The following is a 14,617-nucleotide window of genomic DNA, read 5'->3' as shown; positions in this document are numbered from 1 at the left end:
TTATTTCATCCAAAAAATCACCTTAATTTATCATATAAATTACTTTTTCCGTATAAAATACAATTGATATGCGTTATCATTTGCAACATCATTAACCTTTACTGTTCAATAATCATGAATAAGCTAATTCAACTCACACCTATATTATGCACTTTAATTTTAACTGGTTGCGGTGGTGGCTCTAGTAATAAAGCACCTTTATTTAATGAGCCAAACCTAAGCTTCACTTTAAACGAAGACACCTCTTTTACTGCTCAAGTAACAGCCACCGACGATGACGTCCTAAGCTATACACTTGCTAACGCGCCAAGTAATGGCATCATAGCAGTAGAGGCTAACGGTGAGTTTACTTACACACCATTTAGTAATTATTTTGGTGAAGATACGGCAACCATAAGTGCAAACGATGGCAGTTTAACGGCAAATGTAGTAATACGCTTTGCTATTGAAAATGTTAATGATGCTCCTCAACTTCTCGCCACTAACGTGTTTGTTACTTCTTCAACCACCACCGAAGGGGTTATAACCACACAGGACTTAGATGGCGACACCGTAACTATTAGCCTAATTACCCCACCAAGCAATGGCGTAATGAGCATAAATAGCACCACAGGTGAATTTACCTATAAGGCACAAACTCTAAGCAGCATTGATGAACAATTTGAAATTAGCTACACAGATGGCTTAATTAGCGAGCCATTAACGGCTATTATTTCGCTAAGCCCTTCTTATGTAACTAACGAAGATAAACTTAATTATTACTACAGCTCTAGCTTATCTCACTTAAAACAAGCAGATGAGTTAAGCGTAAATATTGCTGATGAACTTTCTCGATATGACGTATACGCAACACAAGCTGCTGCCTATGCGCGTGCAGGTTTTTTAGATACTGCTAGCGACTATTTAGCGCTTATAAACGAGCAAACCGCACGTTCTTCAGCATTAAAAGAGGTAGCGCAAGCACTTGATGAAATAGGCCAAACAGAAAAAGCAAACGATTACCGCGACCAAGCAGTAGCAGCCTACAACCAATACTTAGCTGATAAAGGCTTTGATAACATTGCCTCATCAGACGCATCAGCGCTTTATTCTTTAGTAAAAAGCTATTTAGCTGCGGATCAAGTTTCGCAAGCAAGTAATTTGTTAAATACTATTTCGTTATACGCTGAACAAGTACGTGAAGAAGAATACACATCGAGCTATGGCTTTTTTTTAAATGGTGTACGCTTATCAATAGATGACGCTCTAGAAAGCTATGCGCAAAGCCTAGATGAAAGCGATTTAACTCAAGCTAAATTACTTGCAAACAACTACGCGCAACTTGCGGTAAAAGCGGGTTACAGACTAGTACGTAGCGGCGAATACAAAGGCCAACCATACGAGCAATACAAAACGTTGCACGGGGCATGGGCTGCGCAATACCTTTATAGAGCTGGCGAGTTTGAGGCCGCAAAAGATTACACTAACCAAGTACTTGCTATGTATGGCTCAACGGGTTTTGATAGTAACTATAACTATAGTACGTCGGCTTATAGCGCCGCTACATTAGATAACTACACCTACCCTATTCAATTTTTAGCAGGCTTAATTGAAGGCTTATACCAAAGCGACGAAAACCCAGCAATAATGCTATCAGACAGCGAAACCGATATAAACAACGCGCAAGAACAAGTGTACGGCTTTAATATAGCTAACCGCCTACTTGCCGGTGAAGATATAAACAGTGCCGCAGCACAAGCTCGCAGCTTTTTTACTGAAAACGGCGATTACAGCGAATTTTTTAGAGCGCTAACCTCACTTGATAACGTCCCTGGCACAGGCCTAATTTTAAGTGAAGCCGGCAGAAACGACTTAGCACAGCAAGTATTTACCTATGCTGGCGACTTTTTAGTCTCTGATGAATACATTAGCAAAGAGTTATCAACCACAGTTTTAACGGGTTACAAGGGCTGTAAATCGTTAGTTGATTTAACAGCGCGAGTTGGTGGCGATGCAGCAAGTGCAGCGAATAAATGTTTAACTATGCTTAATACGCTCAATGCAGGCGATGTACGTACGCTAAGTAATAGCTCATCAATTACAGCTCATAATCAAGTAATGGTATCGCTTATTAAAGGCGGCTTATCGGAGCAAGTAGCTGGTGTACACAATCAACTACTTAGCTACATTGCACTAGGAGATACCGAAGACAGGTTTGAAGCCCGCCTAGAAACATTAGGTTATTTAGTTAATGCCAACCAAACATCACTGGCAAGCACCACCTTAAATGATGCCATTGCCGAAATAACGCCTGCGTTAAATGAGTTAACAAGCGATCAGCTAGAAACTATATTAGCCGCTGTTAAAGCTGAAGTCATTGGTTTAGAAGCGGCTACAGGCGGGGAATTTGAACGTTACTCTATGCTTTCAAGCATGGGCACAAACGCGGCCAATATAAGTGATTTTTCAGCAAATTATAGTAATGCAAAAAATCAAGCAAGCACGCTTTTAAATACGCTTGAGCCTCTTATTTTGGGTTTTGCCAATACAATTATTGCCGACAACATGGAAGATTTAGTTAACAGCTTTACGTTAATTAACGATATTACCAAAGCACAAAGCCTAATAACTAATGGCGTTAATGGCGAGGCTGATCAGCTTGAGCTTTACATAGGCATGACCAACTTAGTTGCTTCACGCGATGACTTTAGAGGCATAGCTATTGCGAGCGTAGACACCGACCACGACGGCTTACCTAACTTCTTTTTACCTAATAGCAGTGATGAAGACATAGCCTTAGCTGGATTAATAGCCGACCAAGACGCTGATAATGATGGCGTAATTGATAGCGAAGACACAACCCCACTAGGTATTTAACAAAGAGCCGAAATATATGCAGACACCGACTACCCTCGCGTGTCTGCTTTTGCTTTCTCAGGGTGTATACGCCGCAGAACAGCAACAGCAGACAGAGTCAAAACCACAGCCATGTAACGAACTTAAAAATGAGCAAAAAGAGCGCTGTGAAGCACTTGAGCACATTGAAGTAAAAGGCCAGTACATAGGCATAGAAGTACCCGAAGTTATTGGACGTTCTTACTTAAATCGTGACTTTATAAACGCCACACCTAAAGGCAACGGCGATATAAATGAACTAATTGCCCTGCTCCCTGGCGTACAGCTAAGCAACGAGGCCTACTCTATTGGTAGCCTCGCAGAAATTAGCGCACCAGAAATTTCTATATCAGGTGCGCAACCTTGGCAAACGGGGTTTTCGTTAGATGGATTGAACTACAATAACCGCATAGACCCTGGCAGTTCATCTCGGTTGAGCTCATCGTCAAACGATGTGTCGGGCGGCGTACAAAGCATGAATGTAAACTCAGATGTAGTTGAATCAATCACAGTGTACGACCATAACATTCCGGCAGAGTTTGGTGGTTTTTCGGGTGGTATTGTTGATAGTAAAACTAAAAGTGTATTTACGAACGACAGCTATAGTTTTGGCGTACGTGGCAATCAAAGCAGCTGGGGGAGTTATCACTTTATAGAAGCCGAGCAAGACAGCTCTCAGCAAAGTGTTGACCAAAGCACACTTGAAGAACCTAAATACGAAAAAATAAGCTACAACTTACGTGCTAATAAACAAATTAATGAGCGCCATGGCTTAATGATGAGCGTTAATTACTTAACTAGCGATATTAGTGATTTGTCGTTAGGAGAAGTCAAAACGCAAAGCCGTAAAAACATTAATGCCATTGTAAAATATGGTTACCGTAATGGCTGGATAGACGCATTAGATTTAATTTTAATGTATTCACCTTACGAAGTAGATGACTTTATAACCGACGCCAAAGACAGTGACTTTCATTTAGAAGGTGGTGCAATTGGCGCCGTGGCGGCACTAACTGAACACTTTGATTTAGCAACGTGGCACAGTAATCTTAATTTTAGTATGAGCGACAGCAGCCGAGAAGGCCCTGCTCACTTTTATAACTGGCTACAAGCAAAAGGAAAAGATTGGGGGCAATACGCCGACCAAGGCGATGCGCAAACACGTTACTCTCGCCAAGGGGGTTATGGCGCGCTCGATAACACCCAATATACCACCAGCTGGAAAAATACCCTCGACTTTAAGACGTTTGAATTTGCTGGCACAGAGCACCGTATTAAAGCCGGTATTGAGCTTATTCGCCAAGAAGTAGAACGCGAACGTATACAAAATAGCTACGGCTATGACTCGCCAATTATATGGTCTAGCGCTAGCACGCCACTTAATTGCAGTGGCTATACACTTGACTGCCAAGCACTTGAAACAACTATATCGATTGACGAACTTGCAGCGCAGTTAGGCGGAGAAATTGATTTTAATAATAAAGATCACAATAAAGCGTACAGTAATAATGTAACAGCCACCGCGCAGTATTTTAATGGCCGTTTAGTAACTCCTGCAGAGTATATAAATGCAACCTTAAATCGAGCCTCATTTTATGCAACAGATAGCATTACATTAGGGCAATTAAATCTAAACTTAGGTATGCGCTACGAATATGATGACTTTTTAGCTAATCATAATATCGCACCGCGTATATCGCTTGGTTACGATGTATTTAACGACAACCGCACTATTATTAGCGCAGGCGTTAACCGCTATTACGACTCAGCTATTATTGGTTATAAAGTTAAAGAACAGCAGCGTTTTTCATACCGAGAGTACCGTCCTATCGAAAATGGCTACCTTCAAGGTTGGCTGCCATCTAACTACACGGGCGCATTTAAATACCGCTTTGATGATGTAAATACCCCCTACGATGACGAGCTAGCATTAGGCATAGCCCACTCCTTTGAGAAAGCAGGAAATATATCGCTTAAGTATGTAAAGCGTAAAAAGCATCAGCAGTTTTCTCAAGTTACCGACGAGGAAGCAGGCAGCGATGGTTATAAATATATTTATATGACTAACGAAGGTGATGGCAGCTCAGAGCGCTACTCAATATCGTGGAGCGCGCAGTTTGGTAGCCACTCATTATGGGCTAACGCCTCATACGCTGAAAACAAAATTTCAAACGACGAATACAGTGCTAGCGCTGAAAATACCCCGCTTGACGAACTTGTTTATTATGTAAATGCAAGTGGCAGCGGCAAACTTGTAACGCTTGGGCAGCTTGCTCAAATACGTACCAACTTTGGTACCCCTGTTACAGGCGCACTTGGCTGGAATGTTGATTGGAGCGACTCATTTAGTACAGGCTTAAACGTTACCTATAGTGGCAGCTACACCAGCGCTGTAAGCACCGGCGCAAGTCAAAGCATTGGGCTTGAAAAAAGCTGTGCAAGTTGCCCCGTAGAATCAAGTTTAGTTGATGAATACGAAGAGCGAGAAATGCGCGCCAGAACCATGCTAGGGCTAAGTTTACGCTATAGCCATAACCTAACAAAAACTCAATCTATTGACATTAGAGCGGATATTTCTAACTTATTAAATGCCCGTACTTACACAGTAAACGAAGGTGCATCAGGCATTGAGCCTGGGCGTATGTTTTGGCTTGGAGTAACTTATAAATATGATTAAGCAACTTTGTGTAATTACATTATTACTCTCCTTTAGTATGCACGCTCAACAATACAGCAACAAAGAGTTACGTGGTTTTTATAGTAAGAGCCAAGTAAACTGGCCTGCCATTCAAACCAGTGATGAGCGTATAGTTGAGCCTCTTTCGTTATTGCCAATAGCTACTCCATTGCCAGAGCACGTTGCACTTGGTAATAAGCTTTTTCATGATCCACAGCTTTCGCGCGATAAAACCGTAAGCTGCGCGAGTTGTCATGAACGAGATAAGGGGTTTCATGATGGTCGTGCCACTGCTATAGGCATAAATGATCAAGTAGGCACTCGCAATACCCCTGCTATTTTTGGTATAGATCAGTGGCAAAGCTTTTTTTGGGATGGTCGCGCTAAAACAGCTGAGCAACAAGCACTTATGCCTATTAGCAATCCAATTGAAATGGACTTAGATCCACAAGAAGCCTTAATACGGGTCAATAAAGATAAAAGCTATACGGCATTTAATAAAAGTGCCTTTAATTCAGACACGCTTTCTATGGCACAAATGGCAGAAGCCCTCGTTGCATTTGAGCGAACACTCATTGCACCTAATACTCGCTTTAAATCATTTATTAATGAGGTTCAGAGTAATCCAAAAAAAGCGCTTAGACGTTTATCAGATAATGAATTAAACGGATTACATTTATTTAGAACTAAAGCGAAGTGTATGACTTGCCATAATGGCGCGCTATTAAGTGACAACCAATTTCATGGCACTGGCCTTCATTACTACGGCCGTAGTTTTGAAGATAAAGGCCGGTTTAATTTTACAAATAATCCAAGTGATATAGGGTTATTTAGAACCCCTTCTCTACTTGGTTTAACTGAAACATTTCCATGGATGCACAATGGACTTTTTGATGATCTACTAGGCATAGTAAATATGTATAACCATGGTGGAGTAAGACCTAAGCCTAGGAAAAACCAATTAAACGATCCACACTTTCCTAAGACGACGAAACTGTTAAAACCATTAAAACTCACCAAGCAAGAGCGTTTAGATCTTGTTGCATTTTTACGGATTTTATAAGTTTTGTAATTGCTCTATCAACCATTTATGAATTGGGCTGTTATTAGTACGTGGATGCCATGCTGCTATCACTTTAAAAGTAGGTGGAAGTGCCTCAACTTCTAGCAGTCTAACTTTACTATTTGGTAATAATCTTGAAGGGTAAAACGCGAGCATATCAGTAGTATGTAAAATGTCGGGCACCGCTGAAAAACTCGGTACCGACATAACAATATTACGTTTTAGCCCTTGGCTTTCAAACCATTGATCGTGCGATCCGCGTAAATTAGCGCGTGAAGGCGACACCACCAGCTGCGGGTGCGCTGCAATTTCCGGCAGTGTTAAGGGCTCATCTTCAAACTCATTTTTACAGCCTGTAATACACAAGTGCTGCTCTTCTAGTAAAGTGACATACGCTAAGTTGTCAGGTATGAACTCTGGAAAGCTTATCAGTAAATCAAGCTCGCCTGCCGTTATAAGTTGATTAACGTTGTCAGACGCAAAGTCGCGCACTATCAGCTTTAAACCTGGCGCTTCACGGCGGGTAATATTAAATAATTGCGGCAATAAAGCCTGCGTGGCGTAGTCGGTTGCGCTTATGGTAAACACACCTTTATAAGTTTGCGGGCTAAACTGCTCAGGCTCTAGTAACGACTCTAATTGCTTTAAAATATGGTTAACAGGCGCCTTTAGCCCTTGCGCTTTAGGAGTAGCAACCATGTTATTGCCTTGGCGAATAAACAAACGATCGTCAAATAAATCTCGTAGCTTTCGTAGTTGCTCACTAATGGCTTGTTGCGTTAACCCCATTTTTTTGGCTACTTGTGAAAGATTTTGCAGTTCTAATAAGCTACTGAGTACTCTTAACTGCTTTATATCAAGCCGACTAATACCATTCATAATTGTATGCTGTACAAAAAAGTGTTGTTTCAAATTGTATCTTTAAATCTCTATGCTGCCAATGTCGCTTAACCACTATTTAAGCCTTTGTTTGCTTTATAAGAGAATTTAAAATGAAATCAGAATTAATTAACACCGCCCCTTTATTCTCATCAATTGAGCTTGGCCCTTTTACACTTAAAAACCGTATTGTGATGCCTCCTCTTACTCGCTCTCGCAGCACTCAGCCTGGCAATATCCCTAATGAATTAATGGCTGAGTATTACTCGCAGCGCGCATCGGCTGGTTTTATGGTTGCTGAAGGCACACAAATAGAACCTCGTGGACAAGGTTACGCTTGGACCCCAGGTATTCACTCGCAAGCACAAATTGAAGGCTGGAAAAAAGTAACACATGCAGTACACGCTAAAGGCGGCGTTATTTTTGCTCAGCTTTGGCATGTAGGGCGCGTATCGCACACCACACTACAACCAAATTCAGGTAAACCGGTTGGCCCTTCAGATATTATTGCTGACAATGTAAAAGTATTTATTGAAACCGCACCTGGTGAAGGAGTGTTGGCTGACCCAAGTGAGCCCCGCGCACTAACTACAACTGAAGTTGGTGAACTGGTAAACATGTACGCTCAAGCTGCACGCAATGCTTTAGAAGCAGGCTTTGATGGTGTGGAGCTTCATTGTGCTAACGGGTATTTAGTTAATCAGTTTATTTCTGAGCATACAAATAACCGTGATGATCAATACGGTGGGACACTTACTAATCGCCTGCGATTTTTAAAAGAAATAGTTGAAGCGGTAAGTGACGTTGTAGGCGCAAACCGTTTAGGTGTACGCTTTGCTCCTTTATTTGAAAGCACAGACGAAACACGAGTGTATTTAGGACTTGTTGAATCAAACCCTCACCATACTTATATACAAGCCGTTAAAGTGCTTGAGCAAGCTGGTATTGCTTACTTATCGATTGCAGAGGCTGATTGGGATAACGCTCCCGATTTACCACTAGAGTTTTATAAAGCAGTACGAGCTGAATTTTCAGGTCGCATTATTTATGCTGGTAAATACACAGTAGAAAAAGCGGTGCGTATTTTAGGTGAAGGTTACGGTGACTTATTTGCATTTGGTCGCCCATTTATAGCTAACCCTGATTTACCAGAGCGTATAGCGAATAATTGGACGTTTAACGAAGCCGATGCAGCCACTATGTATGGCGGTACTGAAGTGGGTTATAGCGATTATCCTTTTTATCAAAAGTAATTAAGCTGTACTCTGGACAATAAATCTATCTCTAGCAGCTATTTTCAGCGCTAGAGAAAGTAAATTTAAATATCACCATGATTCAATAAGTTAGTAAATATCTAAACCAAAGTTCAGGTTAGTTAATAAACAAAGCCAAGGAAGGCTTAATTACTAATTTTATATCCATTTTTTATGACACGACTAATCGTTTGGGGTGCATTAAAACGTTCCTAAAATCGTCAAAAACTAGGTATTATGTCAAGAACCGTCAGTAAAATGTAAAAAGCTGTAAGCATAGCTCTGTTTACTGTTGTATGTCAGTTAACATTCAGTTTGAGACGCTAGTATTGAACCCAGTTATGTAAAAACATAAACGAGGCAACACTATGAAACTTACTTTTTTACTACCTGCCCTGCTCGCCATTGGCGCAGTATCAGGCTCTGCGCTTGGAGCACAAAACGAGCGAGAGAATGATAAAAGCTTTAAACGTGATCACGACAAACGTGTTGAATATAAACGCGTTGAACGCCGCCATGAAAAAAAGCAGCGTATTGAGCATAAAAAAGAAAAACGAGAAGACCGTAAGCAAGAAAAACGTAGACTCGCTAAGTACAAGCAGGAAAAGCGTGAACAACACCGCTACAACCAGAGAAAATATAACTACTTAACAAACCATCATAATTCAGTCGCTTACAGACAAAACCGATTTATAAACCATTTACCACGCAATAGCGCATCAATCAGATTTAATGGTATTTCGTTTACGTTTAACGACGGCCTTTATTACCGTAAAGCTAAAAGAGGCTACCATGTTGTTAAACCACCTAGAGGCCTGCGTATAAATACGCTACCAAGAAATTACAGGCATTTTAAACACCATAATACGACTTACTACACTTATCAAAATGTATACTACATGGCGGATAATGATGGTTATACGGTTGTTGATGAGCCATCAACTCGCCTTAATCAGGCAATAAAAGTGGGTAATGTAAAGGACTATCGCTTGGGTCAAACATACGACTCACTGCCTATGGCTGCACAGGCCGTAATAATTAACTCACAGCAGTATTTTAAATACGGCGATATTTATTTTTTACCGCAAATAAGTGACGATGAAATAAAATACCTCGCTATAAAGCTGGGATGAATTAATTTATGTATATTGCTATTTAAACATTAAACCTACCACTCTCTCATTGAGCTCAATGAGAGAGTGGTAATAGCCCGTATACGCTAAATGGCTCTGATCAATAAAAGCAACAACGTCATTTTCGCCATTATTTTATAGTGTTAAAAAATACATTTTTATTGTTCTAACTTTAAACGTTGATGCCATTGAGCAATACTTTCGCTTGGGTATTGATCAAACTGCAGATCACCGTTTTTTATAGGCGCATCAACCCAATGGGCTTTACTGCCTAACATTAAATGAGTGCGCTCTGGCGGTATGGGTAACTCACTATCAATTGCACCAGCAAATGGGTGAACTTGATCTGGCCAACTCGCGTCGTACAGCCATAAATTAGCACTACAATGTTTGCAAAAATGACGCTCAGCGGGGCTGATTTTATTGTCTATTTTAGCGTGATAAATCGTTATATGCTCCGCACCTGTCACTTTTAATGTTTTATATTCTGCACTTAAATTAATAACAAAGCCCCCGCTTCCTGCAGTTTTTCTGCATATAGAGCAATAACATAAATTGTAAGGATAAGGGTGTTTTGAGTTGACCGTAAATACCACTTTGCCACAGTGGCAAGCGCCATTTAACTTCATAATAAATCCAATTTTATTGTTGGCTTGAACTAATACTTTAACGAGGTAAGCATAAAAAAACCACAACAATTACACGCTGTGGTTTTTAAATTAATGAGCTTACTAACGTTTCCAAAATCTTAAATTACGCAATGTACTTATAAATTTATCGGCAGAGTCTACCTTTAAATCTATCCAACCATCATCTACTTTTCCATCAAGGCCTGCCGCTTTAAATAAAGGCTTGGCCTCATTTGTAAAGCCTATAAATTTCATATGTGCGTACGCATCACTTACAAAGTCTTTAGCTTCTGCTATAGCAGCTAGTTTTTCAGCTCCTTCTTCAGTGGTGAGTACAAGTACCGCATCGTATAAAACCGATGGACCACCATTAATAACCTGATCAGCTTTAAAGTACTTACCTTTACTGCATTTAGCACCGCCAACTTGTGGGGCAATAATTTCAAAGTTTGCACCTTCACTTTTAAGTTTATTGGTAACCGATTCAAAAATTTCTGCATTAAAGCCATCACTTACTAAAATACCTAATTTACGGCCTTTGAAGGTGCTGGGCGCATTTTTCAAAATACTTAACGCATCAGATACAGGTAAGTCTTTACGTGTTGGCATAGCAGCTTCAGCTGGGGCTGGCATTTCTTGCAAACCAAGTCCTTCGGCAACTTTGTTCGCGAGGGTTTCGTCAATATTCAATAAATGCGATACCAAACGCTCTCGTATTGGTAAATGCTCAACTTTAGAAAGCTCAAACACAAATGCTGATTGAATATGTGCTTGCTCTACCTCTGTTTGACTTAAATAAAATTGACGAGCTTGACTGTAATGATCGCTGAATGTTTCTGAGCGATAACGCAGTTTATCACCGTCGCTTACTTCAGGTTCCTTTGAGCTTTTAAAGCCGTGTACTGGGCATTCACGAGAGTTATTTTCGCCTGCGCTCCATGAGTTTGGCTCGTAGTTAACACGTCCTTTTGGATTTTGCATCGCCATGTGCCCATCTTGCTGAAAATGCCTCATTGGGCACTTAGGCGCATTAACCGGAATATGCGTAAAGTTAGGACCACCTAAACGCTTAGTTTGAGTATCTAAGTATGAAAAGTTACGACCTTGCAGTAGCGGGTCGGGTGTAAAATCGAGCCCTGGTACAATGTTTTGTGTACAAAATGCAACTTGCTCTGTTTCTGCAAAAAAGTTATCGACTACGCGATTAAGCACCATCCGCCCAACTATTCTAACGGGCACTTGTTCCTCTGGTATTAGTTTAGTGGCATCGAATACGTCAAATTCAAACTCATCAGCAAATTGCTGATCAAACACCTGCACCCCTAGCTCCCACTCTGGGAAGTCTCCGTTGCCAATAGATTCCCACATGTCGCGACGATGAAAATCAGGGTCTGCGCCATTTAGTTTAAGCGCCTCGTTCCACACAACTGACTGCATACCGCCTTTTGGCTTCCAATAAAATTTAACGAATTTCTCTTCACCTTTGGCATTAATGAATTTAAAGGTATGAACGCCAAAACCTTCCATAAATCGCAATGAACGCGGAATAGCCCTATCAGACATCGCCCACATAACCATGTGCATTGACTCAGGCGACAAGCTTACAAAATCCCAAAAGTTATCGTGTGCGGTTTGCGCTTGAGGAAAACCTCGGTCGGGCTCTGCTTTAGCTGAATGAACTAAGTCTGGGAATTTCATCGCATCTTGAATAAAAAACACCGGTATATTGTTACCGACTAAATCCCAATTACCTTCTTGAGTATAAAATTTAACGGCAAAACCACGTACATCGCGTGCTAAATCCGGAGAGCCCTTGTTACCAGCAACCGTAGAAAAGCGCGTAAACACAGGTGTTTTTTCACCTTTGCGTTTAAAAATATCAGCACAGGTTAAATCTTCAAGCGTGTCGTAAGTTTCAAAGTACCCATGTGCCCCGTAACCACGAGCATGTACTACTCGCTCAGGAATACGCTCGTGGTCAAAATGAAAAAGCTTTTCGCGCAGTACCTGATCTTCCATTAAGCCAGGACCGCGTTTGCCTGCTTTTAACGAGTTTTGATCGTCGCTCACAGGGCAGCCTTGCGCTGTGGTCATTGTTGGGTAGCCATCAGATGCACTTTGGCGCAGCTCGCCGCCATTCCCTTTCTTACCTGCGTATTTAAATGATTCAGCCATGTCTAATCCTTCATTACAATTTAAGTGATTGGGGTCGTTTTTTAAAGTTTGCTTAACAGCAAAAACAACTGAGCTAAATGCAAAATAAAGACCAAACAGTAAGAGCAATAAAAGCGTGGGATACAGAGTGAAAATGATGCTTTAAGTGGTATTAAAAATAGAAAAACTTACAGAGCCCTGTAAGTTTTTCAAGATCAAAAAAAGGGCACTTTAAAGTGCCCTTGCGTTTAAATCGTTATAAATTTAGTTAATCTTTACTTTCGTTAACTAAAATTACTTTACGATGAGGGAAAGGTATTTCGATGTTGTTTTCATCTAGTGCTTTTTTAATTAACTCTGGCACAGTGTAAAGAATATCGAAGTAATGCTCACCCTTACAAAAAGGTCTTACTAAAAAGTCTACTGAACTGTTGTTAAGTGTTTCTACTTCAACAAAAGGCGCTGGATCTTTTAGTATGTGTGGGTGCGCTGCAAGTACGGCATCTATAACTTTACGTACAGCCGTTGTATCTTCACCGTATGCAACACCAAAATGCATATCAACACCACGAATTGGATGATGTGAATGGTTAATAATTTGCGCGCCCCAAATTTGACTATTTGGAATAATAACCTGTTGGTTATCGAACGTTTGTAAAATAGTAGTAAACATATCTACTTCTGTTACTTTACCAAAACGCCCTGCCGCCTCAATAAAATCATTCACTTTATAAGGTCTAAAAACAAGTAACATAACGCCTGCTGCAAGGTTCGACATTGCACCTTGTAACGCCAAGCCTATAGCAAGTCCTGCAGCACCGAGTAAAGCAATAATAGAGGCTGTTTGTACACCAAAGCGATTTAACACAGCAATAATAACGAACGCTAATATTATGTAGCGAGCCATGCTGCCTAAAAAGCGAAAAAGCGTATCATCAAGATGAGTGTATTTGTGGCATAAGCCAATAATTAAATTGCGTACTTTGCCCGCTAACCATAAGCCTACAAGTAAAATTGCAATTGCCAGTAATATGTTGGTTGCCCACGTAACTGCAGCGGGTAAATATTGATTAACATCTATTTGATTTATTATATCTTCCATTTCATTTCCTGTTTATAAAATCATTAAATTACTGTATCCCATACCAAGCACAGTACTTTAACAAAAAATTAACGAACATACGAATATAGGAGTAAGTTAAAGCAGATTGAAAAATATAGATTCAATGGATATACACAACCAAAGTAAGCCTTTAATGCATAATCTCACTAGCTTTCCCCTTCACCGTTATTTTAAGTAAGTAACATAATATTCTTAACTGATTAAATTCTCGACCAATCTATAACTCTGGTTAGGGTTCGATCAAGTGCCTTTATTTTAAATTATTACTGGCACTCACCTATAAATTTACCGATAATCTAACCTAAGCGCATATATTGGCGACACAACGCAATTGGATGAAATTAAAACAAAGGATTATTATGAAAAAGTACTCAATTTTACTTACAGCGGCAGCTCTTACTGTACTTGCTGGTTGTTCAACATCTGTCGCAGTAAGAGACTTCGAACAAAACCCTATTCCGCAAACATCAACAATTACCAACAGTGAAGCTGACGTAGCAAAAGGTATTCTAAAAGCATGTATTCAGCTTGGTTGGAAGTGCACACCTATGAGTGAAGGTAAAATAAAAGGTGTGCTGGATATTCGCACACACCAATTAACAGTCGATATTACATATGATAAAACGGCATACTCAATCAACTATAAAAACTCTATTAACTTAAACTACAATGGCAAAAAAATTCACCGCCAGTATGTTAATTGGGTATCAAACCTTATACGCCATATAGATGCTGAAATGATTTAGTAACGTGTAACCTGCTTAACAAATTATAAAAAGCACTAACTATGAATAATAAAAGTGGAGAAGCTACCTATAGCTTCTCCATTTTT

The 14,617-nt window shown here is 40.3% G+C and carries 10 protein-coding genes; 6 read left to right on the top strand and 4 right to left on the bottom strand.

The window, feature by feature from the left end:
• Positions 1-114 precede the first annotated feature (114 nt).
• The 3 genes from AOR04_RS03130 to AOR04_RS03120 are packed head-to-tail and all read left to right on the top strand — an operon-like array spanning position 115 to position 6,614.
• Positions 115-2,856, top strand: a complete 2,742-nt coding sequence (locus AOR04_RS03130; protein ID WP_008135089.1) for an Ig-like domain-containing protein — start codon at positions 115-117, stop codon at positions 2,854-2,856.
• A gap of 16 nt (positions 2,857-2,872) precedes the next feature.
• A complete protein-coding gene (locus tag AOR04_RS03125; protein ID WP_096792516.1) occupies positions 2,873-5,551 on the top strand; it encodes a TonB-dependent receptor in 2,679 nt (892 codons plus the stop codon).
• Positions 5,544-6,614, top strand: coding sequence for a cytochrome-c peroxidase (locus tag AOR04_RS03120; protein ID WP_096792515.1), 1,071 nt, complete (start codon positions 5,544-5,546; stop codon positions 6,612-6,614). Before AOR04_RS03125 ends, AOR04_RS03120 begins: the two co-directional genes overlap by 8 nt.
• On the opposite strand, the gene AOR04_RS03115 is transcribed toward AOR04_RS03120, so the two are convergent.
• Positions 6,609-7,526 (bottom strand): LysR family transcriptional regulator, encoded by a 918-nt coding sequence (locus tag AOR04_RS03115; RefSeq protein ID WP_008135084.1) that lies wholly within the window; start codon positions 7,524-7,526, stop codon positions 6,609-6,611. The genes AOR04_RS03120 and AOR04_RS03115 overlap by 6 nt on opposite strands.
• Positions 7,527-7,606: 80 nt before the next feature.
• Here AOR04_RS03115 and AOR04_RS03110 point away from each other — a divergent pair, with 80 nt between their 5' ends.
• Both AOR04_RS03110 and AOR04_RS03105 read left to right on the top strand, forming a co-directional pair.
• A complete protein-coding gene (locus AOR04_RS03110; protein ID WP_096792514.1) occupies positions 7,607-8,746 on the top strand; it encodes an alkene reductase in 1,140 nt (379 codons plus the stop codon).
• A gap of 368 nt (positions 8,747-9,114) precedes the next feature.
• Positions 9,115-9,879, top strand: a complete 765-nt coding sequence (locus tag AOR04_RS03105; RefSeq protein ID WP_096792513.1) for a DUF6515 family protein — start codon at positions 9,115-9,117, stop codon at positions 9,877-9,879.
• Positions 9,880-10,037: 158 nt separating this feature from the next.
• Here AOR04_RS03105 and AOR04_RS03100 read toward each other — a convergent pair whose 3' ends face one another.
• The 3 genes from AOR04_RS03100 to AOR04_RS03090 all read right to left on the bottom strand — a co-directional run bounded on the left by AOR04_RS03100 (position 10,038) and on the right by AOR04_RS03090 (position 13,764).
• The gene (locus AOR04_RS03100; protein ID WP_096794075.1) at positions 10,038-10,508 is read right to left on the bottom strand and encodes a GFA family protein; all 471 of its coding nucleotides are present in this window, start codon (positions 10,506-10,508) and stop codon (positions 10,038-10,040) included.
• Positions 10,509-10,610: 102 nt separating this feature from the next.
• A complete protein-coding gene (locus AOR04_RS03095; RefSeq protein WP_096794074.1) occupies positions 10,611-12,683 on the bottom strand; it encodes a catalase in 2,073 nt (690 codons plus the stop codon).
• A gap of 247 nt (positions 12,684-12,930) precedes the next feature.
• Complete coding sequence (locus AOR04_RS03090; RefSeq protein ID WP_007376939.1) at positions 12,931-13,764, bottom strand: mechanosensitive ion channel family protein; 834 nt, start codon at positions 13,762-13,764, stop codon at positions 12,931-12,933.
• Positions 13,765-14,144: 380 nt separating this feature from the next.
• On the opposite strand from AOR04_RS03090, the gene AOR04_RS03085 reads away from it, so the two are divergent.
• Complete coding sequence (locus AOR04_RS03085; protein ID WP_007376940.1) at positions 14,145-14,531, top strand: hypothetical protein; 387 nt, start codon at positions 14,145-14,147, stop codon at positions 14,529-14,531.
• Positions 14,532-14,617 lie beyond the last annotated feature (86 nt).

This window comes from Pseudoalteromonas sp. 1_2015MBL_MicDiv, assembly GCF_002407505.1.
In the GTDB taxonomy this organism is placed as follows: Bacteria; Pseudomonadota; Gammaproteobacteria; order Enterobacterales; family Alteromonadaceae; genus Pseudoalteromonas; species Pseudoalteromonas fuliginea.
This window is presented reverse-complemented; position numbering and strand designations above follow the sequence as displayed.

Excerpts from the sequence above, each read along its gene's own strand:
- AOR04_RS03130 (WP_008135089.1), top strand. The coding sequence starts at position 115 with ATGAATAAGCTAATTCAACTCACACCTATATTATGCACTTTAATTTTA.
- AOR04_RS03125 (WP_096792516.1), top strand. The coding sequence starts at position 2,873 with ATGCAGACACCGACTACCCTCGCGTGTCTGCTTTTGCTTTCTCAGGGT.
- AOR04_RS03120 (WP_096792515.1), top strand. The coding sequence starts at position 5,544 with ATGATTAAGCAACTTTGTGTAATTACATTATTACTCTCCTTTAGTATG.
- AOR04_RS03110 (WP_096792514.1), top strand. The coding sequence starts at position 7,607 with ATGAAATCAGAATTAATTAACACCGCCCCTTTATTCTCATCAATTGAG.
- AOR04_RS03105 (WP_096792513.1), top strand. The coding sequence starts at position 9,115 with ATGAAACTTACTTTTTTACTACCTGCCCTGCTCGCCATTGGCGCAGTA.
- AOR04_RS03100 (WP_096794075.1), bottom strand. The coding sequence starts at position 10,508 with ATGAAGTTAAATGGCGCTTGCCACTGTGGCAAAGTGGTATTTACGGTC.
- AOR04_RS03095 (WP_096794074.1), bottom strand. The coding sequence starts at position 12,683 with ATGGCTGAATCATTTAAATACGCAGGTAAGAAAGGGAATGGCGGCGAG.
- AOR04_RS03090 (WP_007376939.1), bottom strand. The coding sequence starts at position 13,764 with ATGGAAGATATAATAAATCAAATAGATGTTAATCAATATTTACCCGCT.
- AOR04_RS03085 (WP_007376940.1), top strand. The coding sequence starts at position 14,145 with ATGAAAAAGTACTCAATTTTACTTACAGCGGCAGCTCTTACTGTACTT.